Annotated in this window: 24 protein-coding genes and 6 pseudogenes; 22 read left to right on the forward strand and 8 right to left on the reverse strand. The window is 47.1% G+C overall.

The window, feature by feature from the left end:
* Positions 1-73 precede the first annotated feature (73 nt).
* The 3 genes from MKZ09_RS02685 to MKZ09_RS02695 form a co-directional block, all read right to left on the reverse strand.
* Positions 74-532, reverse strand: coding sequence for a JAB domain-containing protein (locus MKZ09_RS02685; RefSeq protein ID WP_076161887.1), 459 nt, complete (start codon positions 530-532; stop codon positions 74-76).
* Positions 525-902 (reverse strand): hypothetical protein, encoded by a 378-nt coding sequence (locus tag MKZ09_RS02690; RefSeq protein WP_076161889.1) that lies wholly within the window; start codon positions 900-902, stop codon positions 525-527. Before MKZ09_RS02690 ends, MKZ09_RS02685 begins: the two co-directional genes overlap by 8 nt.
* Before the next feature lie 113 nt (positions 903-1,015).
* Positions 1,016-1,612 carry a hypothetical protein gene (locus MKZ09_RS02695; protein WP_076161891.1) on the reverse strand — a complete coding sequence of 199 codons (597 nt, stop codon included), beginning with the start codon at positions 1,610-1,612 and terminating at the stop codon, positions 1,016-1,018.
* Positions 1,613-1,934: 322 nt separating this feature from the next.
* Between MKZ09_RS02695 and MKZ09_RS02700 the strand changes: the two are divergent.
* The 8 genes and pseudogenes from MKZ09_RS02700 to MKZ09_RS34330 form a co-directional block, all read left to right on the forward strand.
* Positions 1,935-2,368: pseudogene (locus tag MKZ09_RS02700) on the forward strand (type I glyceraldehyde-3-phosphate dehydrogenase); the annotation flags it as partial.
* A gap of 382 nt (positions 2,369-2,750) precedes the next feature.
* Entirely contained in the window at positions 2,751-3,521 is a 771-nt protein-coding gene (locus MKZ09_RS02705) for a MerR family transcriptional regulator (protein ID WP_076161893.1), read from the forward strand.
* Positions 3,522-3,599: 78 nt separating this feature from the next.
* The gene (locus tag MKZ09_RS02710; RefSeq protein ID WP_076161895.1) at positions 3,600-4,853 is read left to right on the forward strand and encodes a TraB/GumN family protein; all 1,254 of its coding nucleotides are present in this window, start codon (positions 3,600-3,602) and stop codon (positions 4,851-4,853) included.
* 292 nt (positions 4,854-5,145) lie between these two features.
* A pseudogene (locus tag MKZ09_RS02715) lies at positions 5,146-5,548 on the forward strand (VOC family protein).
* A gap of 78 nt (positions 5,549-5,626) precedes the next feature.
* Positions 5,627-5,794: pseudogene (locus tag MKZ09_RS02720) on the forward strand (YbjQ family protein); the annotation flags it as partial.
* A gap of 60 nt (positions 5,795-5,854) precedes the next feature.
* Positions 5,855-6,397: pseudogene (locus MKZ09_RS02725) on the forward strand (transposase); the annotation flags it as partial.
* A 399-nt stretch (positions 6,398-6,796) separates the two neighbouring features.
* Positions 6,797-7,603 (forward strand): CPBP family intramembrane glutamic endopeptidase, encoded by an 807-nt coding sequence (locus MKZ09_RS02730; RefSeq protein ID WP_081389354.1) that lies wholly within the window; start codon positions 6,797-6,799, stop codon positions 7,601-7,603.
* 7 nt (positions 7,604-7,610) lie between these two features.
* Positions 7,611-8,102, forward strand: coding sequence for a M13-type metalloendopeptidase (locus MKZ09_RS34330; RefSeq protein ID WP_076161901.1), 492 nt, complete (start codon positions 7,611-7,613; stop codon positions 8,100-8,102).
* A 1,059-nt stretch (positions 8,103-9,161) separates the two neighbouring features.
* On the opposite strand, the pseudogene MKZ09_RS34335 reads toward MKZ09_RS34330, so the two are convergent.
* Positions 9,162-9,371, reverse strand: a pseudogene (locus MKZ09_RS34335) (type I restriction enzyme subunit R domain-containing protein); the annotation flags it as partial.
* Between the two features lie 17 nt (positions 9,372-9,388).
* Here MKZ09_RS34335 and MKZ09_RS02740 point away from each other — a divergent pair.
* Entirely contained in the window at positions 9,389-9,772 is a 384-nt protein-coding gene (locus tag MKZ09_RS02740) for a hypothetical protein (protein WP_076161905.1), read from the forward strand.
* 377 nt (positions 9,773-10,149) lie between these two features.
* Here the strand turns inward: MKZ09_RS02740 and MKZ09_RS02745 are convergent, their stop codons facing one another.
* On the reverse strand, positions 10,150-11,055 hold the full coding sequence (locus tag MKZ09_RS02745; RefSeq protein WP_143766279.1) for an alpha/beta fold hydrolase: 906 nt from the start codon (positions 11,053-11,055) through the stop codon (positions 10,150-10,152).
* Between the two features lie 269 nt (positions 11,056-11,324).
* Between MKZ09_RS02745 and MKZ09_RS02750 the strand changes: the two genes are divergently transcribed.
* The 4 genes from MKZ09_RS02750 to MKZ09_RS02765 all read left to right on the forward strand — a co-directional run bounded on the left by MKZ09_RS02750 (position 11,325) and on the right by MKZ09_RS02765 (position 14,914).
* The gene (locus MKZ09_RS02750) at positions 11,325-11,771 is read left to right on the forward strand and encodes a MarR family winged helix-turn-helix transcriptional regulator (protein WP_256708027.1); all 447 of its coding nucleotides are present in this window, start codon (positions 11,325-11,327) and stop codon (positions 11,769-11,771) included.
* 815 nt (positions 11,772-12,586) lie between these two features.
* Positions 12,587-13,564: an SDR family NAD(P)-dependent oxidoreductase gene (locus tag MKZ09_RS02755; protein WP_076161907.1), complete on the forward strand. Its 978-nt coding sequence runs from the start codon at positions 12,587-12,589 to the stop codon at positions 13,562-13,564.
* Entirely contained in the window at positions 13,551-14,213 is a 663-nt protein-coding gene (locus MKZ09_RS02760) for an NADPH-dependent F420 reductase (protein ID WP_218639668.1), read from the forward strand. Before MKZ09_RS02755 ends, MKZ09_RS02760 begins: the two co-directional genes overlap by 14 nt.
* A 26-nt stretch (positions 14,214-14,239) precedes the next feature.
* Positions 14,240-14,914 (forward strand): SDR family NAD(P)-dependent oxidoreductase, encoded by a 675-nt coding sequence (locus tag MKZ09_RS02765; RefSeq protein ID WP_076161935.1) that lies wholly within the window; start codon positions 14,240-14,242, stop codon positions 14,912-14,914.
* Between the two features lie 201 nt (positions 14,915-15,115).
* Here the strand turns inward: MKZ09_RS02765 and MKZ09_RS02770 are convergent, their stop codons facing one another.
* Positions 15,116-15,727, reverse strand: a complete 612-nt coding sequence (locus tag MKZ09_RS02770; RefSeq protein ID WP_076161909.1) for a TetR/AcrR family transcriptional regulator — start codon at positions 15,725-15,727, stop codon at positions 15,116-15,118.
* 228 nt (positions 15,728-15,955) lie between these two features.
* On the opposite strand from MKZ09_RS02770, the gene MKZ09_RS02775 reads away from it, so the two are divergent.
* The 7 genes from MKZ09_RS02775 to csaA all read left to right on the forward strand — a co-directional run bounded on the left by MKZ09_RS02775 (position 15,956) and on the right by csaA (position 20,855).
* Positions 15,956-16,738 carry an SDR family NAD(P)-dependent oxidoreductase gene (locus MKZ09_RS02775; protein WP_076161911.1) on the forward strand — a complete coding sequence of 261 codons (783 nt, stop codon included), beginning with the start codon at positions 15,956-15,958 and terminating at the stop codon, positions 16,736-16,738.
* Complete coding sequence (locus MKZ09_RS02780) at positions 16,713-16,865, forward strand: topoisomerase DNA-binding C4 zinc finger domain-containing protein (RefSeq protein WP_081389352.1); 153 nt, start codon at positions 16,713-16,715, stop codon at positions 16,863-16,865. The genes MKZ09_RS02775 and MKZ09_RS02780 overlap by 26 nt, the downstream gene beginning before the upstream one ends.
* Positions 16,866-17,155: 290 nt before the next feature.
* Entirely contained in the window at positions 17,156-17,731 is a 576-nt protein-coding gene (locus MKZ09_RS02785; RefSeq protein WP_076161913.1) for a TetR/AcrR family transcriptional regulator, read from the forward strand.
* Between the two features lie 428 nt (positions 17,732-18,159).
* A complete protein-coding gene (locus tag MKZ09_RS02790) occupies positions 18,160-19,011 on the forward strand; it encodes an SDR family NAD(P)-dependent oxidoreductase (RefSeq protein ID WP_076161915.1) in 852 nt (283 codons plus the stop codon).
* Positions 19,012-19,025: 14 nt separating this feature from the next.
* Complete coding sequence (locus MKZ09_RS02795) at positions 19,026-20,087, forward strand: FAD-dependent monooxygenase (RefSeq protein WP_076161917.1); 1,062 nt, start codon at positions 19,026-19,028, stop codon at positions 20,085-20,087.
* A 16-nt stretch (positions 20,088-20,103) separates the two neighbouring features.
* The gene (locus tag MKZ09_RS02800; protein WP_076161919.1) at positions 20,104-20,427 is read left to right on the forward strand and encodes a putative quinol monooxygenase; all 324 of its coding nucleotides are present in this window, start codon (positions 20,104-20,106) and stop codon (positions 20,425-20,427) included.
* Between the two features lie 95 nt (positions 20,428-20,522).
* Complete coding sequence (gene csaA / locus MKZ09_RS02805) at positions 20,523-20,855, forward strand: chaperone CsaA (RefSeq protein WP_076161921.1); 333 nt, start codon at positions 20,523-20,525, stop codon at positions 20,853-20,855.
* Between the two features lie 208 nt (positions 20,856-21,063).
* Here csaA and MKZ09_RS02810 read toward each other — a convergent pair.
* Positions 21,064-21,442: pseudogene (locus MKZ09_RS02810) on the reverse strand (transposase domain-containing protein); the annotation flags it as partial.
* A complete protein-coding gene (tnpB, locus tag MKZ09_RS34340; RefSeq protein ID WP_081389359.1) occupies positions 21,411-21,587 on the reverse strand; it encodes an IS66 family insertion sequence element accessory protein TnpB in 177 nt (58 codons plus the stop codon). The pseudogene MKZ09_RS02810 and the gene tnpB, both read right to left, overlap by 32 nt.
* Before the next feature lie 337 nt (positions 21,588-21,924).
* Here tnpB and MKZ09_RS02815 point away from each other — a divergent pair, with 337 nt between their 5' ends.
* A complete protein-coding gene (locus tag MKZ09_RS02815) occupies positions 21,925-22,272 on the forward strand; it encodes a winged helix-turn-helix transcriptional regulator (protein WP_076161939.1) in 348 nt (115 codons plus the stop codon).
* A 213-nt stretch (positions 22,273-22,485) separates the two neighbouring features.
* The gene (locus MKZ09_RS02820; protein ID WP_076162475.1) at positions 22,486-23,838 is read left to right on the forward strand and encodes an IS4 family transposase; all 1,353 of its coding nucleotides are present in this window, start codon (positions 22,486-22,488) and stop codon (positions 23,836-23,838) included.
* The last annotated feature ends 46 nt before the right edge of the window (positions 23,839-23,884 follow it).

The raw sequence follows: 23,884 nt of genomic DNA on the forward strand, positions 1-23,884 counted from the left end.
AAGCAGCGCGGCAGCGTTGATGAGAGCCAGGATCGCTTTTCTCATTTGGACAATCCTCCATATGTTCTCAGCATCACATCAGCCCCCGTTCCTTCATGCTGACGAAACTGCCATCGCCGATGATAATGTGATCCAGTAGGTCAATACCGAGTAGGGTTCCGCTGTCGCGAAGGCGCTCGGTAATCTCAATATCTTGTGGACTCGGAACAGGGTTGCCGGAAGGGTGATTGTGAAAACACATCAGGGAAGCGGCGTTGGTGAGCATACAAACTTTGAATACTTCGCGCGGATGTACCAGAGAGGCATTCAGGGTACCCACTGAAATGATCTGGAAGGCGTTCGGCTGATTTTTAGTGTCCAGTGTCATGACGCAAAATACTTCCCTGTCGCAATCCTCCATGAACTGGCGGAACAATTTAGCGGCATCGTCTGGTTTACGAATAATACGCTGCGGGTAGAGCAATGATGTTTTCTCACGGACCATGCGAAGGGAGACAAATTCAATTCGCTTGGCAACATTATTTTTACTCATGAACTGGTCCTCCCTCGCAGCGTTCTGTAAGCCAGTTTAGTGAGTGCTCGTCGAGCACAACTGCTGGGATAATGTACTGAGCCAGCCAGTCGTTGTCAAGCAGAACTCCAGCCCTAAAGGTAATAGCGTCTGAGAAATCAAAGCGTTCCACGTACTCTAAACTCATGGGATGTCCGTTCAACAGCGACAGCACGTTGTCCCCTGGTTCACACAAAATGAGCGGGTGGGAGAGCAGATGCTCTAGTTCCTCACCCGGTTCAGTCTCTGCTTGCAGCGCCTCCAAAAGGTTAGACACAAAGCGTTTCAGCGTCTGAGAAAACGATTCGTGGTTCAACTCAGCCAGGTCTTCTTGCGATTGAATGATGATCATGATCTTGCCCCTTTCTAGTGATAGATATGGGTTCAAGATCATGATATGTTTTTAAAAATCTTTGCAATGCAGTTAGACAGAGGAGATACATGATTTTCTGAGCCTTGCCATTATTACATTTCGTAGTCGTACTGTATGGGTGGCCAGTACCTTCCGTGGTCCTCATTGAGGGGCGGTTCATCATCATCTTCGAATTTGTAGCCATTGGAGCCATCATCAAAAAAATCCGGCTCGATGTCGTCGGCCTCGTCTGGGTTCGGGTGCAAATATTCGTCCGATTCATTGCTGATTTCACCGTAAAAGTCGCCCAACAATTCAATGATTTCGTCCTCGTCAGGATCAGAAGGGTCTACAAATGGTACCACTGCCGCGACCCCAGCCCACAACCCTCCATTTCTCAGAGGACGATGCTCAATGCGGATAAGGCATTCTTTGTCGATGATATCAATAGGGTCAAACTCTCTAGGCACAATACCCAGCAATGCTTGAATGGCCCGGCCAGCTTTATTCGTCGTAGAGTAAGGAAGAATGTATTTTTCCTGTACTCTTTTTGTCTTGGACTGATGTTGAATTTCGAACTTGATTACAAGTTGATCGAACACGCCGAAAGGGGTTCTTACCCTTGTATCTACATAGGCCGAATCTACATAGGCGAAGAAGACTTTTTCGGGCAAATATACGTTTGGGGCATCGTTTCTACGCAGTGTCATTGTATTGACATCTCCTTTGTTTTGAGTGTCCACCCTCTTCACCCTCCGAAATTTGAATGAAGACCCGTAATGAAATTGGAATGTGAATGTTTTTATGATTCTTACCTTTTCAAAGGGTGAAAGGGTGGATTGAACAAATTTGCTTGGCTTACATCAACTCTTGCCCCACCCAGTATTCCTATCCAAAAAGGGTAGAAGGGTCAGACTGGATCAGAATCAGCGGATTCAACTATCCTGATGACATGGACTCGAGAACTGGAAGAGGCAGAGATAACCTTTTTCCGGGTGAACTTGTTGCTCTCATGGTCGATCAGGCCCTCATCCTTCCAAAGCTGTAGACTTGCGCCGGGTGTGCTCTGCGGCCGGCAACATCATCCCAACGTCAACCGGGGCAGCAAAAGCAATAGGGCTCGTAATTCCTTTCTTGGATGGCAAACTGGATGGTATATCCCAAAGAGTGCCGGTTATGGCCAACTCCCTGACAGAATTGACAGCAGTCGTGGGCGGTTCCGTAACTGCGGAGCAGGTCAACAAGAAAATGGAGCAGTCCCAATCGGAGCAATACGGATATACAGAGGAAGAACTTGTTTCGTCCGATATTATCGGCATGACTTACGGTAGCTTATTTGACGCTACGCAAACAAAGGTAACGGAACTAGGAACAGATACCCTAGTGAAAATAGCAGCATGGTACGATAACAAAACTCCTTTACCAGCCAAATGATTCGCACCGCCAAATATCTCGCGGAGTTGTAATGTTAAGTGGACTATATTGAAACATCCGAATCCTGAAATTTGATGCGGCCAAAGTACTAGAGTGATTTAAATATTGAATTTCGCAAAGTTCGTCAAAAGAAGCTGTATATAAAACCTCATAGGCCAGAATGCAAGATTCTCATAAATATAGCGAGTGAATCAATATATCTATATACCGAGTAATCTTAAAATTAAAAGAGCCAAACTATACTTAGCGGTTTGGTTCTTTTAATATGTAAAAAATGCGAAAAGAGGCTAAGGGACCAAGTTCTTGTCCAGTATGTTGACAAGAATAAAGTCCGCCTTCTTTGATTAGAATCAAAAAAAAGCTTGAGGTTAAAGTAACTTTAACGTTTATACTCATACTAGAAAGGGGTTGAGAATGATAAATAAGAAGTATTATACCGTTGGTTCATTCGCCAAACTAACCTCAACACCGAAACCTACGCTGCGCTTTTATGATCGCAAGGGGCTGCTCAAACCAAGCGGATACACGGAGGGTGGATACCGTACTTATTCTGATGAGGATCTGCTCCGACTCAATCAAATATTGACCTTGAAATATTTAGATTATTCCTTGGATGAAATTGGAAAGTATTTGGAGCAGGACAGCAAGGATTTTAAGACTTCTCTGGAGAGGCAATATGAGCTGTTGCTGGAGAAGCAGCAGCATATCCAGCGTGTTGTGGGAACGATTGAACAGGTAAAAGCAGTTGTTAAGGATAACGATACGTTGGATCCTGGGCTGATTATGCTGATGATTAACTCCATTCAGCACGAGGCGGAGCGGAAGCAGTGGTTCTCCGAGCGTGTGCCGGATACAGTCGTACAATCGGTGTTTATGAGTGAATTAAGTTTGGAAGAACGGCTCCGGATAGAACGTGAAATGACGTTAGAACTTAACGAACTGCTCGTGATGTCCAAACAAGGACTGCCGCCGGAACATCTGCTTGTTCATGAGCATGCGCTTACTCTGTTTCTGATGATCGAGCGATTGCTGGGACAGGAGCTGTGGAATAGCGAGACCGGAAAAGTGCTGGAGGAGATGGATCCGCATCTCTTCCCGAACCTGGAACAAGACTTTAAGAACTACTTGATTGAAGCGGTTCGTCATATGTTGATTCGTCAATGGGGAGAGAAAGAAAAAGAATAGGTCAACACAATTCCTAGATCCCTTAAAGTCGGAATCAAGCCGCTTTTAACTATTACAACTAGAAGGAGCTGTATTTAAATGAAAAAACTTAGCGCTGCAATACTATCCCTAGGCTTACTTACCTCTGGACTTTCTTCCGCTCATGCAGCAGAGAAGGCCTCGTCCGTATGGCTAAACGGTGAGCAGATCCAGTTTAGCCAATCTGCACCGATTGTAGAAAAAGGAGTGACCCTTGTCCCGTTGCGTCCCCTTCTGGAGAAGCTGGGCGTTAACGTGAAATGGGATCAAGCGACACATACCGTCAGCGGTTCCAAAGGAAGCCTTTCCTTACTCTTGAAGATTGGCAGCACAAACGCCACTGCAAACGGCAAAGCAGTCAAGCTCGATGCAGCGCCAAAGCAAATCCGGAATGTAACCTATGTGCCACTTCGCTTTGTTGCTGAAACTACAGGCTATCAAGTGGCCTGGAACCAATCGCTGCGCCAGGTTACCCTTACTACCAAGCAGCATTCCGAAAGCCGCGGCTTTCTGTGGAAAGTAGAAAATAAAGGAAACACGTTATATTTGCTGGGTTCAATCCATCATGTACCCGAAGGTATGTATCCACTGCGTCCGGAGATTGAGAATGCGTTAAAAGCTGCCAACTACTTGGGCGTAGAGGTCGATGTGTCGACAGTCAGTTCCGAAGAATTACAAAAACAGGTATTGGACCTGGGCGTTTATAAAGACGGAACCACACTGAAGGATCATATCTCCGCAGAAACGTATAAAAAAGTTACATCGTTCCTGAAAGCAAATGAAATGCCCGAAAATAGCTTCGATATTTTCAAACCGTGGTTTGTCACTCAACAGATCATGAACCTTCAAGTTGCAAAAGATGGCTATACACCAGAAAAAGGCATTGATAATTATCTGATTGAAATGGCTAATACAGCGAAAAAACCGATAGTATCACTAGAAACTATGGAATCGCAATTGAAGATGAACAACAACTTCTCTGAAGACTTGCAGGAAAGGCTGTTGCTCCAGAACCTGGATCCCAAATCTGTGACACCTCCTTCTCCGGATGTAGGGATAGATTATCTTAATAAAATGTGGATTGAAGGCGATGAAAAAGCCTTGAATGAGTTCACCACTACTGGCTGGGATGCTGAATACTTCCAAGGTCTAATAAATGACCGCAACGAAGAAATGGCCAAGAAGATTAAAGGCTATCTGAACGGTGATAAAAAAGAAACCTATATGATTGTAGTTGGAATGCTGCATTTGCTGGGCGACCAAGGGGTAGTTCCATTGATGGAAAAGGAAGGCTTCAAAGTAACAAAACAGTAGTACTTACTCCGGTAAAGTCCTCGCCGTATTCAAAGCGTATTAGGATAATTTAATAATATCGGTTTTAATTTTAGATAGTAAATGAAATTAAAGAAATTCTGGATATTAAACATAAACAGGGGGGACATGCCAGTAATCAGTAATGCGTTGTCACGACTTTATTTTCTATATTATATTTGTAAGTTCACCTATAAGAAGCTATAGATTGGTAATAATAGCATTCGAGTAACTAATCATCACATAAGCGATAATACGGTATCGTATCGTTGCATTTTTGAAAGGATGATGTCTTGTGAATTTCGCTTCTGTACGCATAATTACTGACGACTTGGATCGACTCGTCGTGTTCAATGAGAAAGTCACAGGTGTTTTGGGGAAGCGCCCCGCGCCTGTCTTCGCTGAGTTCGATCTGCCATCGTGTACTCTGGCGATCGGCCACTCCCAGACGGTGCAACTGTTCGGCGCCGCTTCCGCGCGCGGCCGACAACCACACTGTCATCATCGAGTTTCGCGTCCACGACGTCGATGCCGAGTACACTCGCTTGAAGTCGCTTGTCGACGAGTGGGTACAGGAACCGACCACAATGCCATGGGGGAACCGCTCTGCACTGTTTCGCGACCCCGACGGCAACCTCGTCAACCTCTTCGCTCCGGTTACCGAGGAAGCGCTCGAGCGGTTCAGCGGCAGGCCTTAACGGACAGCGTTCCCTACGCTAAGAGTAATGGAGGGAGTTCGCGCCTGAAAGCCTCGTAGTACATCGAGATCGGTTAAGCAGTATGTCAGCATTGCAACTGGTGAAGTTATTATGGCTGCTAATGTTGGAAGAGATATTCTTGCTTCATTTACTGATCTTGTCGGTGTGCGTTCGAAAGCCTATGAAACCAAGCTAAGAGAGGCAAGAGACGAAGCCTTTAAAGAAATGACACAGGATGCTTCTTAAATGGGAGCCAATGCCATTATCGGTGTTGATGTCAATTACGAAGTAGTCCGTCAAGGTATGCTAATGGGGGCTAAATTGGAGCTCAAGGCATTGCTTGAGCAGTATGACATGTTCAATCGCCAACTCCAAGATATGATGACGCAGGTAGAGCAACTCCTAGAAATCATTCCAGGTACTGAAGAAATGCTAACCATCCCTGGCGTTGCAATCGTCACATTAGCTGGACTTCTGGCTGAAGTTGGTGATCTGCAAGGTTATGAGCATAGCCAGCAGATCAACAGGCTTGCAGGCTTTAAACTCAAAAAGAATAGTTCTGGTAAGAAGAAAGGTAAATCAACGATCACAAAATGTGGACGATCCAGACTGCGAGCGCTATTATTCCGAGAGGTGATGCCTATGATAGCCAATAACGCAGCGTTCAAAGCATTGCATCAATATTTCACCAAGCGGAGCCATAATCCGCTGAAAAAGAAACAATCCCTTGTCACCTTATATAGGAAACTTATTTGAGTGCTCTACACATTGGGGATAAAGAAAATTCGTTACAATGCAACAGCTGTATTAGGACCGATTCGTCAGTGCCACTTACAGATAGCTGCTTAAATCAAACTATATATTTGCTGAATAAACGCTTAAGGTAGGCAACAACGACAACAGCAGCACGGATCAGTCGCAGAAACATCATCGATAGGGCAATGGCAATGACCGAGTAAAGGAGCAAGAAGCGACGTTCCTCCCTTGAGAGGTAGAACAAAGGAAGGGTTAAGACCCCACCTGACATGGAAGGGTAAACCGTCGAGGGAATGGTGTGGATATCCAAGGTGCGATCATAGCAGCGTAACCATGGATTGTGAATTAATACCCAACCTTTGTTTCCCCCTACGCTTTTTTTTCAAAACCGTTGTCAAACAACATGATATCTCTAACTCTTGAAGTAGTCGATGTTGAAATCTTAAGAAACAAGAGCAAGAAAGAAAATATTAATTTATAGTGGGAGTGTTTATGATGTCAATCAATAGGCTGCAAGAATCTTTGGATCCTGCCCTTCGGGTTCGTCCCCGCGTAGGATGGGCTGTTCTCACATATTTCCTCTACAGCGCAGTCTTCTACGCGATCTTCGTGCTCAACGGCATCGACTACACGCGAGTGGGTGAGAGTGAGCGGACTCTTCTTATCTGGTACATAGCACCGCTGTCCGGCGGTGCCGTGCTAACCATCACAATGGTCACGATCTACGGATGGTGGCGCCCCAGCCTGGTTGAAAGGCGGCGTCTTTCTCGATGGACAATGACTCTCCCGATCATCATGATAGTCATCGCGATCGTGAACATGCTGACCGGCGATTTCACCCGTGTCACGCCCCTCATGTGGCTGTATCTCATCTTCGGCAGTATCATGGTCGGCTTCAATGAGGAGATGATCAACCGAGGTCAGTTGATAGTTGCTCTGCGCAGCCGATTCGGCGAAACCGGGGTCTGGCTGCTCTCAACAGCGATGTTCGCAGTCTTCCACCTGCCGAACATGTTCTGGGGCATCGGGGCTGTTGCCCTGTACCAGGTAATGATCGCTTTCGGCCTCGGTTCGATCTTCTATCTCGCCCGGCGGTCTACCGGATCGCTCGTGGCCTCCATGTTCCTGCACGGGCTCTGGGACTTTAGCGTCTTCTCAGCGAATGGCGCATCGGCATTACCCATCGCTGGTATACTAGCTCCGTTGTTGGTGATCGCTGCAGCGATCACGGTTCCGATCATCCTCCGCCGTGAAAAGCGACGCGATAGCGCCCAAAGCGTGTCGCGACCAGTCGGCTGATTCATTCGTGCGGTCGACGAGCGCGCTCCTCGTCTCGCAGCCAACACGCCGGCCAGCAGTCCTGACTAGGTGCACTTTTGATTCAAATAGCGCCAAATTTGATGGGATTGGAAATCGGGTCAACTGGTGGACGAAAGAAGACTATAAGAAATTCGAAGCCAAAGCTAAGGCCGTTGTTGACCAATACAGCAAATTAGAGTATCTGGGCCAAAAATTCAATGGACAACGGACATTACAAGATAATAATGTAGACATTGCCGGACTGCAGGTTGCGCTTGAAGCGGTAAAACAAGAGTTCTATACCTCATGGGCAACCGTTTGGAGACAGAAGGCGCTTCCTGAAGTTGAACAATTCCTTCTAGCCATCGATCCTAATCCGCCGGTCAAATTTAGGATAAATGTCGTGGTTGCTAATACCAATGATTTTTACTCCACATTTGGTGTGAAGAAAGGCGATGCTATGTACATTGCCCCTAATGATAGAATTACGCTTTGGTAAAATATTGTATGAGCAAATAAAAGAGACGTAACTCTGACATCGAGTCATACCAAAATCCTTATATTGATCGTTGCCAACGGCACCTCCATTGGATATAAGAATTTTGGCCAAGCAAAGAATTTCCTGATTGGGGTGTAGAAACATTAGGAAATTTAGGTTATTATGTAAAAAACTATAGTTTCTCTCGCGGTATGGAAGGGGAAGGTTTTCGTCGGTTTTCTGTTTTATGCCGAGCAGCGCCTGATTGATGGCGACCATTCGGTTACTCCAATCGGGGTAGTCCAGCTCAATTAGACGTTTATGCACACGAGCAAACTTCTGGTCGCCTTTGTATTTGTCAGCCAACATTCTGTCGCGTCGGTTTTGTTCGCAGATACGCTCGAAAATCGTTCGCAGGATTTTAATGTCATTTTCCAGTTCCTCAGGTGTAGGCGTTTCGGTCAGTTTTTTCTTTTTAAACAGCCGTTCCAATTCCTCATAGAGGGTAACATAGACAGGGTCTTTGTGATCGAAGTTTTGCTGCATCGCCTCACGAGTTTTACGGACTTGCTCTTTGTAATCCTCCACCAAGCCAAGGGGCAGTTCTTGCTCGCTCACCTTGCGGAAGGAGAACACGATTTCCTCAAGTGCCATATTGAGAATGTTCGAGTGATCTTCGGCATTTTCTAACGCTTCGCGTTGGTTGATCAGGGCAAGGCGATTGTTTACTTCCGTCAGCAAATTGTTCAGCTTTTTGAAGTCGAGCTTGTCGGCTAGATCATCATGACCGTAAGTACGGATTAGGTTGCCCAGCACCTTGGCGTTTTCCAAAGCCCGTTTTAGTTCGAGAATTTCGGTGCGGTCATCAATTTCGCTGATCTGCTCGCTGAACCTCTCGGCATTCTGTATATCGTAATAGAATAGCTTCTCGTGAATCAGCCCGATTTCTGCTTCGATTTCTTCTGCAGGTTTGAATAGCGTGCTGTACTGTTGCCATTCTTCTCCGATTTCCTCTTCGAATTCCTTGAAGTAGGCGGCGTTGGTGTTGTCAAACTCGCGCCTGATATCAGCGAAATCCACCACAAAGCCATACCGGAAGTCTTTGTAGGGACGGTTCACCCGTGTTAACGTTTGAAGCAGATTGTGATCTCTGACCACGCGATTCAAGTAAAGCTTCTTCAATCGTTTGGCATCAAAGCCCGTCAGAAGCATATTATTGAGAATAAGCAGGTCGATATTGCCGAGCTTAAACTCATCTCGGTTGTTTCGGCGCGTTTCTATGTCGTCCACATCGTGAAGGATAAGCGATGTTCTTATATCCGGATACTTTTCGCATATGGTCCCGAATAGTTTTTTTCGCAGGTGAAAACATACGGTATAATTGGCTTCCGAGTAAAATTAAAGATATAGACATCGCCATGTATTATAATCACATCGGAGATGATAGTAATTTAAACTGGATAAAAAATATAAACGAAAATGCTCAATTAGTCATTGATGGAGGTTATTTAAAGGATATTCCTTTGCACATTCTATCATCGGATACCGGCGGTGACTGGAGTAGGGTGCAACAACAGCTGTTGCATTGGTCCAACGACAGCCATCAGGAAACCCTAGCTAATTCTAAACATTATATCCATTGGTCTAACAAAGAAGCAGTTCTTAATAAAATTTTAGATATGCTGAACTAGCTAAGGCGCCGGGTCAAAAATTAAGAAAAAGAGCAGGTTATCGAAAAGATAGCCTGCTCTTTTTCTGGCATTGATACCTCTTTCGACAAAGAGATCAGGCCGTCCTTCGTAAAATTTGCCGTTACAGACAGCGCGGTGAACCGTATCATAAGTAGCGGCAAGTTTTTGAAGAAAAACTCGCAAGAGCCTGTATTTGCAGCATGACGACGTTAGGAGCAGGGTAGGTCACACTCCGGTCGGTACGGTGCGTAAACGGGTTTCTGCGGGTTTATTTGCATGCACTCATGAAGAAACGATGAAAATATCCCTGACGATGATGGGGGGATGCACGATTTTTTCAGATGATTTTGCTTGACGAAATCAATTCAGGAGTACAATCATTTTTCTGACTCGAGTGATGCAGTATCCATGCTATCAAAGAAATCGAGAAGAGCAACTGCTACCTTCTCGGGTGCCTCAAGTGCTGCATAGTGGCCGACGCCATCAAGAGAAACCGACTGGACTTCGCCCGACGCTACCTGGCTCATTGTTGCAAATGTAAACTCACCTCCTCCGGCTCCGATTGCTAGCACGGGCATACTCAATTTGTGGGCGGAGGCGAGAGCTGCAATGTCTTCGCCCTCCTGAAGCATAGACTGGTAGAGGCCAATCGCTCCTCGCCAACCGTTGGGACGGGAGTAGGTGCGTACGAACTCGTCGATGTCGGCTTCGGTGATTGCCCTTGGTGTCGCGCTCAAGGTTGGGAATATGAATTGTCCAAGGAACTCACGTTCGCGTCCGGAGAGCAGCATCTCGGGGATTTTCGGAGCAGCAAGAACGCCGATGTACCAGGTACCACCATGTGTGACATCGGCCAGCATTTCTAAGCCGAATCCAGGTAGGCCCATCTCAATCGCGGTGAAGCTGAGTACATCCTCCGGATGGGTAGCCGCGAGGCGGAGGATGGTTGCCCCGCTTATGTCTTGGCCTGTGAGGTGAACTGGGCCAACATTGAGTTCTTTGATAAGAAGATGCAAGTCTTCAGCAGAGGTCTTGCTGTCGTATTGACCAGGCGCATTGTCGGAGTCACCGAAACCGCGGAGGTCTACAGCAAAGACACGGTGATTGTCGGCTAAAAGTGGAATTAGTTTTCGAAAAGTCCACCAAGTCTCAGGAAAACCATGAACCAGTAGGATTGGAGTGCCAGTAGTCCCTGCTGATACGTAGTGAAGCTTCGTTCCGTTAACTTCTGCGTAGTGATGGGAGATACCGGGCAGTGTAGCACCTGTTTTATTTATAGTCATTCAAAAATCCTCCTTAAATACAATTAGACAACCACATTGTCCATTTGTATAATAGACAACGTGGTTGTCTTTGTCAAGTAGTATCGTCATGAGTAACTGAACCACCAGCTTCAAAGTTTCTGCTTCTGGGAGTCCACGAAGGAACAAATCCGGTTTTAACAGACAGGAAAGAAATTGAGCGAAGCGATTTGGAGTATAGTACTTTTGACGGTCAGTGTTAGCTGTGTTAATATAATATTACTATGTCTAATTCAGGTGCTACACTAACAATGCTTTTAATTGGCGGCTATCGTTCACTGGTGGAGGCCGCGCAAACTGAGCTTGCTGCTCGCGGCTATGCGGATGTTCGCCCCGTTCACGACGTGGCAATTCGGGCCATTTCTTCAGGTGCCGACAGCGCTTCGGAGCTAGGCCGGCGCTTAATGGTCTCAAAACAAGCTGCTGCGAAAACCATTGACATACTTCAAAAGCGTGCTTACGTCGTTCGCGAAGTTGATCCACTTGACGCTCGACGCAAATGCCTTCGTGTCACCGCACGCGGGTTAGAAATGCTGCGAGAAGCTGAAGAGATCTTTGATGAGTTGCGTAATAAATGGGCTCAACAGATTGGAAGCGCCCAACTCGAGGAATTAGAGAAATACCTGGCGGAGTTGATTGGAAGTGATCCCAATCGCCTCGATAACTCAGGGTGGCTTGCACGAGACTTAGGGGAGTAGCTCTAGCGTTTAAAACTTTTAATTCAGGACTTGGTTTGGATTGACAACACTTGTTTAGGAAAGTCGCTACAAAAAGCAGGGAATAGGGATGACTAGGGTTTGAGGGTTCGCTGGTATTCTTAGGAGTATCCAAAGCCTTTCAAATGACGATAATGTACCTCGAAGGGGGCTTTTGCCGATTCACAGCAAAAGCCCCTTCCGCCGTTTCGGCAGAAGGGGCCAGTTAATTGTTTGAGTATTGGACGAAAATCCAAATTATTATAATTTATAAGAGATTAGGTTTTCATAGAAAAGGGCTATCCCATTAAGGATGGTCCTTTTCTAACTTGCCGCTTCAGACAGCGCGGTGAACCGTATCATAAGTAGGGCGAAAATAAATTTATAAAAATCAGAAGCCACTTCTGATTTTTCACGGGGATTGGCCGAGGTGGACCACGAGCACATGTGCGGCTGCAGGCGACCCGACCCTCCTTCCTGTTATCTGGCCAGTCAGAATTCTGATTGGCTTTTTTTCTGTTCACACTAAGATTACGGTAACCGTGGGAATAGGGGCACGAAGGAATAGTGGCCGCGCAAAAAAAACGGTTCCCCGGTTATTTAACATAATTATCGTTATGATATTGACAATAGGAATACAAATGTATAATATAAAATTACGTAATGACCATTATGATATTATTTAAACGCCAGTGAGATGATTAAGATTGCCGGCGATACCGGAATCTATGCAGTAAAGCGCTCGGGCATCGGTACGCTAATACTAGGCCGCTGAAGAGCAAAATACATAACAAATACGAAAGTAAAGGAGCAAATATATGACTAGTAAATTTAATGCAAAATCAACCGCCGATCAGGTGCTATCCGGCTTAGATCTCAAGGGGAAACGATTTCTCATTACAGGAGTTTCATCAGGCATTGGCCTCGAAACTACCCGATCACTGATCGCTCACGGCGCCAGCGTCGTCGGTACGGTCAGAGACCTTGTCAAAGCGGAGTCGTCCACTGCACCGGCCCGTAACGCTGTGGCGCAAGGAGGCGGCAGCCTAGAATTGATCGAACTTGATCTTGCATCCCTGCAAAGCGTGCGCGCCTGCGCGGATAAGCTGTTGGCGAGTGGCCAGCGGTTCGACGTCATTATCGCTAACGCTGGTATCATGGCAACCCCTTTCGGCCGGACGTCCGACGGCTTCGAAGTCCAGTTTGGGACAAATTATCTTGGACATTTCGCTTTGATCAATCGGATCGAGTCACTGCTCGCCGATAACGGGCGATTGATTGTGCTGTCTTCCCAAGCTCATCGTGCCGCTGATATTGACCTGGACGACCCGAACTTTGAACATCAGGAATACGACCCGTTTGTTGCCTATGGCCGATCGAAAACGGCTACTTCTCTCTATGCAGTGGAATTCGATAAACGGCATCGTCACCGTGGTATCCGGGCGGCCTCGGTGATGCCCGGGAATAGTCCTACCGATCTCACAAGCCATTTCTCGCAGGAAGACATGGAGAGTCTATTGAGGAACGTTGCTAGAGCCCGCGCTGAAGCCGGCCTTCCGGAAGCGGAGTTTAAAGAAATTCCACAGGCAGCTGCTACGTCGGTTTGGGCTGCAGTCGTGGCTGACAAAGACGAAATCGGCGGACGCTACCTCGAGGATTGTGCAGTCGCACCGATTGATGACACTCCAAACCCGTTTACCGACGGCGTAAAATTGTATGCGCTTGACTTTAACAAAGCCGAACAGCTTTGGGAAAAAAGTGAGGAATTGATAAGCGCCAAAGGTGCGAATTTATGACCGTAATCGGCATCATTGGCGCGGGCGAGGTCGGCAGCCAGATCGCCGTGCGGCGATTGCGAACGGGTATGAAGTCGTCATTGCCAATTCGCGGGGACCTGAGACGTTGAAGGGCCTCATTGATGAGCTTGGCCGGTCAGCACGCGCTGCAACTGCGGCGGGAGCTGCAGAGGCTGGTGATTTTGTCGTTGTGGCTGTCCCCCTCAAGCTGGTCAATGACATGCCAGTGGAGCAGCTGGCTGGCAGGATCGTGCTTGACACGAACAACTACATGCCTTGGCGTGATGGACATTTTCCCATGATCGATTCTGGAGAGATGACCGTTCATGAGCTCCGTCAGAAGCAGCTTCCTGCCTCGAAGGTGGCGAAGGCCTTTACCCACATCCAGGCCCCCCGCCTCTTCATTTCGAGTAGACCCGCTGGCGACCCTAACCGCCACGTGTTGTCGGTCTCGAGCAACTTCCCTGAAGCTATCGAACTCGTGACACGGCTGTACGATCAGTTCGGTTTCGATACGGTCGACAACAGTCCGCTGAGCGAGTCATGGCGCAGCGGTCCCGGCCAGCCCGCTTGGGTAGCGCACGCGTACCAAACCCGCACTGAGCTGGCCGCCAATCTCGCTAGGGCAAAACGGATTATCTTGAAGTGAGTTCGCTAAGAGGGTGGGATAGATTGTTGAAGACAATTGTTATAATTGGCGCTGGACCAGGTCTTGGTTTTTCATTGGCCAAAACTTTTGGCAGGCACGGATTCCGCATTGCTATGGTTTCAAGAACACAAGAGAAGCTGGATCAATATGCTGTGGAGCTAAGTGAGTTGGGTATTGAAGCTAGAGGGTTTGGTGCTGATATTACAAACAAAATGGAGCTTACAAGGGCTGTTCAACAAATTAAGGACATCTACGGTACAATTGACGTTGTTGAGTTTAGCCCATATAGCGGAAGTGTTTCTGTGACACCTGTTCTTGATACGACAAAGGAAGCCGTTCTTCCTATTTTTAATAATGTGGTGATTGGAGCCATTAATACTGCAAGACTAATCATTCCAGATATGATGGAACGAGGCGAAGGGGCACTTCTGTTTACAAGTGATCTCTCCGCTATGAGCCCTACGCCCATGTTTGGGAATTCGGGCATCGTTATGTCGGGATTGCGAAACTATATCCTTAATCTACACCAAAGTCTGCATCCCCATGGGGTATTTGTGGGACATTTATCCATCAGTCCTCTGATCAAGAGAGGTACAGGATTTGATCCAGATCAAGTGGCGGAAGCCTGGTATCATCTATATGAGCAAAGAGAACCGGCAGAAGAAACTTATCCTAAAGGTATTATGCAAATTATAAATTAAAGTAGTTTAATGTAGCTGCAGACTGCGAGCTAAACAGTTTGATTCAGAAAGGGAATCAATTTCAAATAGCATGGATCCCAGTAAATCAAAAAGGCCCCCACTTATCGGGAGCCTTTTTGTATTTCCATGATTGCAGAAACTTTGGCTTATGATAGCCATGGCTTGTATTTTCTTAATAATGATATTCCTCTGTATCTAGGTTTAGGAAGACTTTCCGGACAGTGCAGAACTGCCGGAAGGCCAGGTGGAGAGTGCCTGCTCGGCAACAGCATCCAGCATGTTGCGGCTGAAGCCAGCCTTGGCCTGAACAGCCATGCCGTGGAGCACTGCCATCACGAATGCAGCTAACGAAGCACAGTTCACATTCTCCGGCAGATCGCCCTCCTGCTTTGCCCGTTCGAAACGGTCTCGGAGTGAAGTCTCACCGTCCGCACGTGCATCGATCAATACACGCCGAATCGGTTCGGAATCATCCGAGCCAGCCAAGTCACCGTGGACATATAGACACCCCTTGTGATCGGGGTAACGCGTCTGCAATTCGGCCGCCCCGCGAAAGATCCGTGAGACCACCTCCCGCGAGGTCGGCAGTTCCAGCGCCGCCGGAAAGAAATCATGGTAGTGATTGTAATAGCGATCAAGAACCCGGAGGAACAAGGCCTCCTTATTGCCAAACGCGGAATAGAGCGCCGGGCGTTCGACACCCGTAGCCTGCGTCAGGTCCGTGTACGACGTGCCATCGTACCCTTTTTTCCAAAACACGCAAAGTGCTGCGTCCAGTGCCTGATCTATATCAAATTCGCGGTTACGTCCCATATGTTAATCACCTAGCCTTTTTCGTGAAGGTCAAATTTCATACAGCTGCATGTTCAATCTTCTATCTTTTATCATAACACACGTTACAGAATGCTGCCAATCCATCGGGCTAGGTTAATGCCATATAAAATAATGATCGTTATGTTATTGACAATCTACGTCAATTCCGATAACATTATTTATAGTAACGATCGTTACGATATTTTGTAGATAAAAGGAGCAGATCATATGTTGACGAATGAAGGAAGATTCAGTGGTAAGGTTGCTTTGATTACAGGAGCAAGCCGTGGGATGGGGGCTGAAATAGCCAAAAAATTAGCTGCAGGCGGAGCGGAATTCATAGGCGTTCATTACGCCACAAATAGAGATGCGGCTTTGAAGGTTGTTGAGGATATTAAAGCTTTGGGCGCAAAAGCGGTAGCTCTGGAAGCAGAATTAAACACGGGTATTACCGGTGTTAACAAGCTTTGGTCCGCTTTTGAAGAGGCTGTTCGTTCAGAAATGGGTTCTGTGCAGTTGGACATTCTGATCAATAATGCAGGGATTGCACCGGAAATTCCCTTTGAAGAAACGTCAGTAGAAACGTTCGATGCTGTCATTAATGTGAACTTTAAAGCTCCCTATTTCCTTACTCAAGCAGCCAGCGCGTTTATACGGAATGATGGACGGATTATTAACATTTCAACTGGCTTTACTCGTGTTGCTGGTCCAGAGCGTTCTATTTATGCGGCTTCCAAGGGGGCTATTGAGACACTTACTTTGGCTTTGGCTCCACTTTTTGCATCAAAGGGGATTACGGTTAATGCAGTAAGACCGGGTGTTACGTACACGGATATGAACAAGGAATGGCTCACCGACCCTGAGATTTATGCTGGAGCATCTTCAATGTCCGCTTTCGGAAGAATTGGTACTACTAAGGACGTTGCAGATATCGTTGTGTTTCTATCCTCTGAGGAAGCGCGATGGATCACGGGGCAGTTTATTGATGCTACCGGAGGAACCAGACTTTAAGAACAGAACAGTCAAAGATGTAACCTGCGCATGCGGGGCTCCAATGTTTCAACGTAAGAATAAGGAAGGTTCAGCATTCTTGGGCTGCAGTAATTATCCGAACTGCAGAAAGACCAAGGCTATATAAGCGTAATAAAGAAATTTGTCTTCGCTATAACTAAAATGCAAAACTTGCCGCTTCAGACAGCGCGGTGAACCGTATCATAAGTAGGGCGAACAATTTTATTGCGATTTCACTAATAGGATTGGCTCTGCCCAACCTAAAATATCCACGACAGTAGCTTCATCTCTTCTGTACAATGAGGAAGTTAATCTGAAAGAAAAATGTTCAGTACCTTTTTTGGCTACAGGGATAATGGTCACAGGCGTATTACCTTCGTTATGGACATACACATATAGCACTGCTATAATGGACTTATGAACACATATGATAAAATATTGGCGGCTGCTCTTAAGGTACTCGAAGAGGAGGGCGGAGCCCAATTTTCGACGCGAGCCGTAACTGCGATCGCGCAGGTTACGGCTCCTACACTCTACCACCATTTCGGCAATGCCGATGGACTCCTGAGTGCAGTTATAGTGGAAGCGTTCAAACAGTTATTTGAAAGTAAGATGGCCGCAGTGGAGTCCACCATTCCAGAGATGGCTCTTCGTCAAGGATGGGATGACTATGTCCGCTTCGCGGCAACCCGTCCTCGGATTTATGCGGCGATGATGGGGCGGTTGCTCGAGGGCGCCCATATCGAGGCGGCAGATCATTCGCACCAAGCACTAGTGCAAAATATTCAGAGAGTCGCCGTCGAAGGCAAACTGGCTGTGTCAGCCCAGGCTGCGGCAGATCTGGTCTGGGCTTCCGCCAATACGGCCTCTTGGCTGTATGTGACGGCCCAGATTCGTAAGGCACCCCCACCCCAACCCGACGTCGTTGATCTCATTCGGGAAAGCGTAATGCAGATCATTTTGATCCAAAGGCCGGACGCCGATTCAAAATGAGGGATTCGATGACAGAGACTGGAGACTTCAGGCAAAGCCCTAATTTATAAGACGTAAAAGAAAGATCGCCTATCCAACCTGGACCTCCAGGAGGATGGCGATCTTTTTTATGTTTGGAGGATGCGAGCATTAGTTCTCTTAGTTTTGTGCCAAGTATTTGGAGAACTGTGGCAGACTTGGCGCTGAAGAGGCTGACCCCCATTTCCATAAGTTAAACGCAACGATAAATCTCAACCCCTCCCGCCATGGTACTTCGTGAGCGCCGAGTGCATCACGCAACGCCCCCCAAAACGATGTTCGGGCCGCAGGAAAACACTTTGGAAAAAATATATAGCACCGCTATAGACAACTTTGTATAGCGGCGCTATAATATTCGTATATCAGTGCTATACCGTAATCCATATCTTATCAAACCTAGGAGGGTTACTATGTCATTCAAAACTCAAGAACTGGTCATGGTCACAGGTACGTCCAGCGGCATCGGTAGGGCTACCGCGGAGCAGCTGGCCGCTGAAGGATTTCACGTATTGGCGGGTGTTCGCCGTCAGGAAGACGCCGACAAAATCAAACGCAACAATATCGAGCCGGTGATCGTCGATGTTACCCATATCGGCACAATTAAGGCGCTGGCCGAACGGGTGGAGCAAGATCCGCTTGGCCGCCCTTTGCGGGCAGTGATTAACAATGCCGGCATCGCTGTTAATGCGCCTCTCGAAATGGTTCCGCTTGATGAATTGCGCCGTCAGATTGAAGTCAGCGTGATCGGACAGGTCGCGGTTATTCAGGCGCTCACCCCGGCCTTATTGAACAGCGGCGGACGCGTGGTCAATATCGGCTCCGTTGGCGGTAAGGTATCCATGCCTGGATTCGGAATATACTCGGCTGCGAAGTATGCGATGGAAGCGATCAATGACAGCCTTCGCAGGGAGATGTCCTCGTTTGGAATCAAGGTTATCATGATCACTCCGGGTGGTGTCAGCACGGGTCTGTCGGAGCAAGGAATTACAACAGCGGAGCGGCTGGCCAGGCTGATGACCCCGGACCAGCACCGGCGCCATGATCGTCTGTTTGACGCCGTGAAGGCTCAGGCTGAAACATGGGCAAAGGACGGTATCCGCCCTGAGAAGGTGGCAGCAGTGATTTCACGCGCAATCCACGCAAGAAAGCCACGCACCCGCTATACGGCTGGCCGTGATTCGGCACTGCTGACCCGGCTGGTCCGTATTCTCCCGGACAAAGTCCTCGACCGGATGCTTCGCAGCCAGATGAAACTGCAGTAACGGGGGAATGAAATATGCCACAAAACAAGTTAGAACATGCCATTATTGTAGGCGGATCTTTGGGCGGTCTAATGATGGGGCTTGCGTTATCTCGTTCTGGTTACACAGTTACCATTCTTGAACGTGCAGATTCATCATTGAGAAATGGTGCTTTTATTCGTTTACAAACGAAGCCTTATAGCAATAGTAAAATTGAACAAGAATTAAGACACTTGGCATCCAATGGTAACAACAATGTTGAAGCCTGGTCAGCCATTCAGGAACGTTTGCGCGGTGCGGTTGCTAAAGAATCCGGTATTACCCTACGGCACAATACACGAATTGTTAGTGTTGGGCAAAATGAATCATCTGCTTGGGCTACCAGTGAAGAGGGGCAGACGTTTAAAGGTGACTTTTTGATTGGCGCAGATGGATATCGCAGTATTGTCCGCCGCTATCTAAGCCCTGATAGACCATTTGCAGATTATACTGGCCATCTGGTGTGGGTAGGGAAGGTGGACGAAGAACTGCTGCCAAAGAAAGACTGGAAAAAACGGCAGCTTTCGAGTGCTTATTTCAACAATAGTGCTGCCGGTACATTGACAACTGCGGTGATGCCAGGTATAAAAGGGGGAACCAATCCTGGCCGGCGATGGATTGGCTTCTGCTGGTTTGATCATTCGCATAATCAATTGCTGTCTGAATTAGGTGTATTAAAGGACGGGATTGCCCAGCATTCCTTATACGGTGAAGCTATTCCGGATTCGCTGCTGGAGGAACTGTCACAAACCAGCCAAGCAAACTGGAACAAGGAAGATGATGCGATTTTGCAAATCGCTATTAAGAAGCGCAGTTTAATCGGGGCACCTGTTAACGAATACATCCCTAATATATTGTCAAAAGGAAGAATAGCCATGATCGGCGATGCAGCTCATACCATGTCACCAATGACTGGCGCAGGCTTTAATGACTCACTTGATGATACGGTTGCCATTATGGACTCCATTACACGGTATCCGCATTCGATAACAAAAGCTTTAGGTGAATACCAAACCCTTCGTTTAGATGTGGTACGTCAAGATAAGAAGTATTTATAAATTAGGAGGAATTAGCATGAACGATACAAAGAACCGTTACGTTACTGTACTCTGGGAGGCGAGAGCTAAGGCAGGGAGAGAAGCCGAGATGAAGGCATTCATGACTGCTGCTGTCACCCCGTCACGCAACGACCTGGGCAACATTGACTACGAGGCTCACGAGGTAGAAGGCCGGCCTGGCACATTCATCATCTACGAGCGCTGGGTGAACCGGGATGCCCTCGACCGGCACCTGAGCGCCCCCCGGATGCAGGAACTGGTGCCCCAGCTCTTAGAACTGATGGAGGGATCCATTGAGGAAGGGATTCGACTCCTGCAGCCGTTCCGCCCAGCGCAGTAAAATGCAACACCGAGTGGAACTCATTGATTTCTGTCCGGAAAGCGTGAGAGATATTTTCGTGAGCGGTTAAAGACTTTAGTGAAGGAGGCAAGACGTTGGCAACGATCGATGATTTTGCAGCACTAGATATTCGTGTCGGAACAATTAAGGAAGCGGAGTTTTTTGAAGAAGCAAAGGTCCCTGCGATAAAGCTTAAGATTGATTTTGGACCGGAGATCGGGATGAAATCCTCAAGTGCACAAATAACGAAGCGTTACAAGGTTGAGGAAATCGTAGGGAGGCAAATTATAGGAATCATCAATTTTCCTCCTCGGCGCATTGCGGGATTCAAATCGGAGGTATTAGTTTTGGGAGGAGTCCCGGAAAAAGGAGATGTTATTCTATTAAGGCCGGATACTGAAATGCCTAATGGTACTCCTATTTCGTGAAAATAGGGCAGGTGCGGCATCCTGCCATTCTCATCCATCGACATATAAATGCTTGGGGAGAACGGGTAACGTGCTGCTGAGTTGAATTTTAACAGCGTAGCCCATACGGATAATGAGACAGAAGAGAGAACCGAGTATCTGGAAACGTTCGAATTGAACGTGGAAGCGGGATAGTAGTGTTCAGTAGCCGAGAGAAGTCGGTGTGATGTATTGAATGAAGCTCCCCGCCGCAGCACGCTACACACCTGCTCTTCTTCGGGCAGCTCGTAGTGAAGGGTATCGACGGGGAGTTACTCCAGTTTGGCCTCGCGGCTATCCGTCCATTTCTTCCGGCTGTAGGTAATCGTCTCGGTCTGAGGCTCTTCGGAAGCCGGAGTCGCGAGCACTTCGGCTTCATTGAACAGGTTCATCTCGAGCTGATCCGGATGGGTCTTTTCGCTGGAGGTGCCGAAGCGCTTCTGCTGAGCCAGACGGAACTGTTCTTCATACCACTGGAGTTTAGCGGTCAGTTCGGCATTTTCCTGCTCCCCAAGTCTACTAAAATATAAAAAGTCTTTAAACGACGGTCTGAGCCGAGATCTGCTTATGGGCCTGCCGCTGGTGAAGGGAAAGCCCATCCAAGAGCCAGCGAAGTTCGCGAAAGGAGAGGGCAACCGGTGAGTCGCCAGGGCCCGGCCACTGGAACGTTCCGCGTTCCAAACTACGGTATCGTACCACCAGAAAAGGTTTCATATTAAGGCAGGAAACTTTTAACACCTTATAGGTACTGGGTGTTTTTTTTTCCTGTGTTGAGGCGATTTTTAATTCGAAGAAGATTGTCTTGGTTTTTCGTTAAGAGCATTAAATCTTCATTAATGTGGTTAGAACCCGGCTACGCAGAGAATACTTGCTTTGCAACGCAGAGATCAGGTTTATCCCATGGGCAAGACGTATCCTGGAAGCATAGGCTTCAGGAGAATCAAGAGAACTTTTTTGGCATTATGAAGTAATAGATAGCTTTTTTCTTCATGAATCTTAAAAATGTCAAAGCTTAACGGATGGAAATAAATAAGGGATGGTGTTTCTCAAAATGAAAACTGTTTATTGCGATCTGGAAATTACCTTAGATGTCATTGGCGGAAAGTGGAGACCTCTTATTCTGTATTACTTAATAAAAGGTCCTAAACGGACCGGTGAATTGAAAAGGCTCATCCCATCAATTTCTCAGAAAATGTTAGTTCAGTCGTTGCGGGAGTTGGAGAGTAATAATTTGATTGTAAGAAAAATGTACAATCAGGTACCACCAAAAGTGGAATATGCAATATCAGAAATGGGTATGTCACTTGAACCCACTTTGCGCGCACTTTGTGATTGGGGTCAGGATTATGCAAAGAAGACATTGAACAAGGATGAATATCTGAGATTAAACGTAGAATAGAGTTAATTTTAAAATCAATTTATTCTTTACTTCATCACAATTATCACTTCTTGGTTACTATATAACTCAACTTTCGCACCTAGAAAAATGGGTTAACCCCTTGAGCGCGTAAGAAGAATTCAGTAATTTTACTCGTATTGACAAAAAACACCTCACTTGTTTGGTATCATGGAAGTGCGACCAACCATGCCAACAAGAAAGGTGCGTAACTCTATGTTACAACAACATTCCCTGTGTGAACAGTCACGTTTTTCCAAACTTTTCACCCGTCTTCAGATCGGAAAAACCTTGCGACAAGCGGGTATTTCTAAATCTTTTGGTCTTTCAAGTCTAGCCATTTTCCAAATCGTTTTCTCTTTGGTCTTCGAAGGGAAGAATTGGTTTCGCCTTCTGGAAAGTGACCGTGCAGCAAACCTTCCCGGCAAAGACGTGATCTACCGTTTTTTGAATCAAGCTTCTTTTGCTTGGCGGCGCTTTTTGCAGGCCCTCAGTCTTCGCATTGTACGCCATTTCGAATCGCTCATTTCGTCGCACCGAGTACGTGTGTTCATTATCGACGATTCCGTTTTGAGCCGGAACCGGAGCAAAAAAGCAGAGTTGTTGGCACGAGTTTTTGACCATTCTACAGGTAAATTCATCAAAGGCTACACCATGTTAACCCTAGGTTGGTCGGACGGCTTTAGTTTTGCTCCACTTGATTTTGTCATGCTCTCTTCTGCTAAAATCACTAATCGGTTGTGTGAAATGGCTTCGAATCTCTCTAAACGAAGTAACGGCTACAAACGCCGGATGGAGGCCTTTTCCCGGAAGCCTGATGCTGTCGTAGCCTTGTTGGAACGAGCCTTACGAGCAGGATTCACCGCCGACTACGTGCTTATGGATAGCTGGTTTACGCAAGCTCCACTGCTCCGTGAGCTCACCGCCAAAGGGCTTCCTGTCATTGGTATGGTGAAAGGAATGAAGCAACGCTACCTGGTTCAAGGTAAGCGAATGACACTCCGCGAGGTGTTTCAAAGCCTTCCCACATCGAATGCCAAAGACATTAAAGGCTCGGTCATCGTGCACACCGCCTGCGGTCTACCTGTGAAGCTTGTGTTTGTCCGCAACCGGAATAAAAAACGGGAGTGGCTGGCCATTTTAAGCACCGATGTGACGCTGGATGCTGCTGAAATCGTACGAATCTATGGCATGCGCTGGAGCATAGAGACCTTTTTCAAAGTCACCAAAAGCTATTTGAAACTGGGAACTGAATTTCAGGGCCGTTCCTTTGACGGGCTAATTAGCCATACGACAATTGTATTCAGCAGATATTTAGCAATGGAATACGAACGGCGTCAATCGAGTGACGAACGCACACTCGGAGGACTCTTCTTTCTCTTTGCCGACGAGGTCCGCGATCTGGACTACCAGACTGCGCTTCAACAGCTCATGAGTTTATTTCTCGAAATGTCCCAGGCGAAAACCAAGAAGAACAAAACAGCTGTTCTTTGTCAACTACAGGAATGGATCTCCGGTTTACCCAGCTATATCAAGGGTTTGTTTGGAGATTTGAGCTGCGAAAGTTGAGTATATAACTAAAAAGTACGTACTATTTTAAAAGTGATACATCGTA

The sequence above is a fragment of the Paenibacillus sp. FSL R5-0908 genome, from assembly GCF_038006245.1.
In the GTDB taxonomy this organism is placed as follows: Bacteria; Bacillota; Bacilli; order Paenibacillales; family Paenibacillaceae; genus Paenibacillus_AQ; species Paenibacillus_AQ odorifer.

What these genes read in the sequence shown, in the direction of transcription:
- MKZ09_RS02685 (WP_076161887.1), bottom strand. Translation starts at nt 532, where the DNA reads ATGAGTAAAAATAATGTTGCCAAGCGAATTGAATTTGTCTCCCTTCGC.
- MKZ09_RS02690 (WP_076161889.1), bottom strand. Translation starts at nt 902, where the DNA reads ATGATCATCATTCAATCGCAAGAAGACCTGGCTGAGTTGAACCACGAA.
- MKZ09_RS02695 (WP_076161891.1), bottom strand. Translation starts at nt 1,612, where the DNA reads ATGACACTGCGTAGAAACGATGCCCCAAACGTATATTTGCCCGAAAAA.
- MKZ09_RS02705 (WP_076161893.1), top strand. Translation starts at nt 2,751, where the DNA reads ATGATAAATAAGAAGTATTATACCGTTGGTTCATTCGCCAAACTAACC.
- MKZ09_RS02710 (WP_076161895.1), top strand. Translation starts at nt 3,600, where the DNA reads ATGAAAAAACTTAGCGCTGCAATACTATCCCTAGGCTTACTTACCTCT.
- MKZ09_RS02730 (WP_081389354.1), top strand. Translation starts at nt 6,797, where the DNA reads ATGATGTCAATCAATAGGCTGCAAGAATCTTTGGATCCTGCCCTTCGG.
- MKZ09_RS02740 (WP_076161905.1), top strand. Translation starts at nt 9,389, where the DNA reads ATGTTCTTATATCCGGATACTTTTCGCATATGGTCCCGAATAGTTTTT.
- MKZ09_RS02745 (WP_143766279.1), bottom strand. Translation starts at nt 11,055, where the DNA reads ATGACTATAAATAAAACAGGTGCTACACTGCCCGGTATCTCCCATCAC.
- MKZ09_RS02750 (WP_256708027.1), top strand. Translation starts at nt 11,325, where the DNA reads ATGCTTTTAATTGGCGGCTATCGTTCACTGGTGGAGGCCGCGCAAACT.
- MKZ09_RS02755 (WP_076161907.1), top strand. Translation starts at nt 12,587, where the DNA reads ATGACTAGTAAATTTAATGCAAAATCAACCGCCGATCAGGTGCTATCC.
- MKZ09_RS02770 (WP_076161909.1), bottom strand. Translation starts at nt 15,727, where the DNA reads ATGGGACGTAACCGCGAATTTGATATAGATCAGGCACTGGACGCAGCA.
- MKZ09_RS02775 (WP_076161911.1), top strand. Translation starts at nt 15,956, where the DNA reads ATGTTGACGAATGAAGGAAGATTCAGTGGTAAGGTTGCTTTGATTACA.
- MKZ09_RS02780 (WP_081389352.1), top strand. Translation starts at nt 16,713, where the DNA reads ATGCTACCGGAGGAACCAGACTTTAAGAACAGAACAGTCAAAGATGTA.
- MKZ09_RS02785 (WP_076161913.1), top strand. Translation starts at nt 17,156, where the DNA reads ATGAACACATATGATAAAATATTGGCGGCTGCTCTTAAGGTACTCGAA.
- MKZ09_RS02790 (WP_076161915.1), top strand. Translation starts at nt 18,160, where the DNA reads ATGTCATTCAAAACTCAAGAACTGGTCATGGTCACAGGTACGTCCAGC.
- MKZ09_RS02795 (WP_076161917.1), top strand. Translation starts at nt 19,026, where the DNA reads ATGCCACAAAACAAGTTAGAACATGCCATTATTGTAGGCGGATCTTTG.
- MKZ09_RS02800 (WP_076161919.1), top strand. Translation starts at nt 20,104, where the DNA reads ATGAACGATACAAAGAACCGTTACGTTACTGTACTCTGGGAGGCGAGA.
- tnpB (WP_081389359.1), bottom strand. Translation starts at nt 21,587, where the DNA reads ATGAAACCTTTTCTGGTGGTACGATACCGTAGTTTGGAACGCGGAACG.
- MKZ09_RS02815 (WP_076161939.1), top strand. Translation starts at nt 21,925, where the DNA reads ATGAAAACTGTTTATTGCGATCTGGAAATTACCTTAGATGTCATTGGC.
- MKZ09_RS02820 (WP_076162475.1), top strand. Translation starts at nt 22,486, where the DNA reads ATGTTACAACAACATTCCCTGTGTGAACAGTCACGTTTTTCCAAACTT.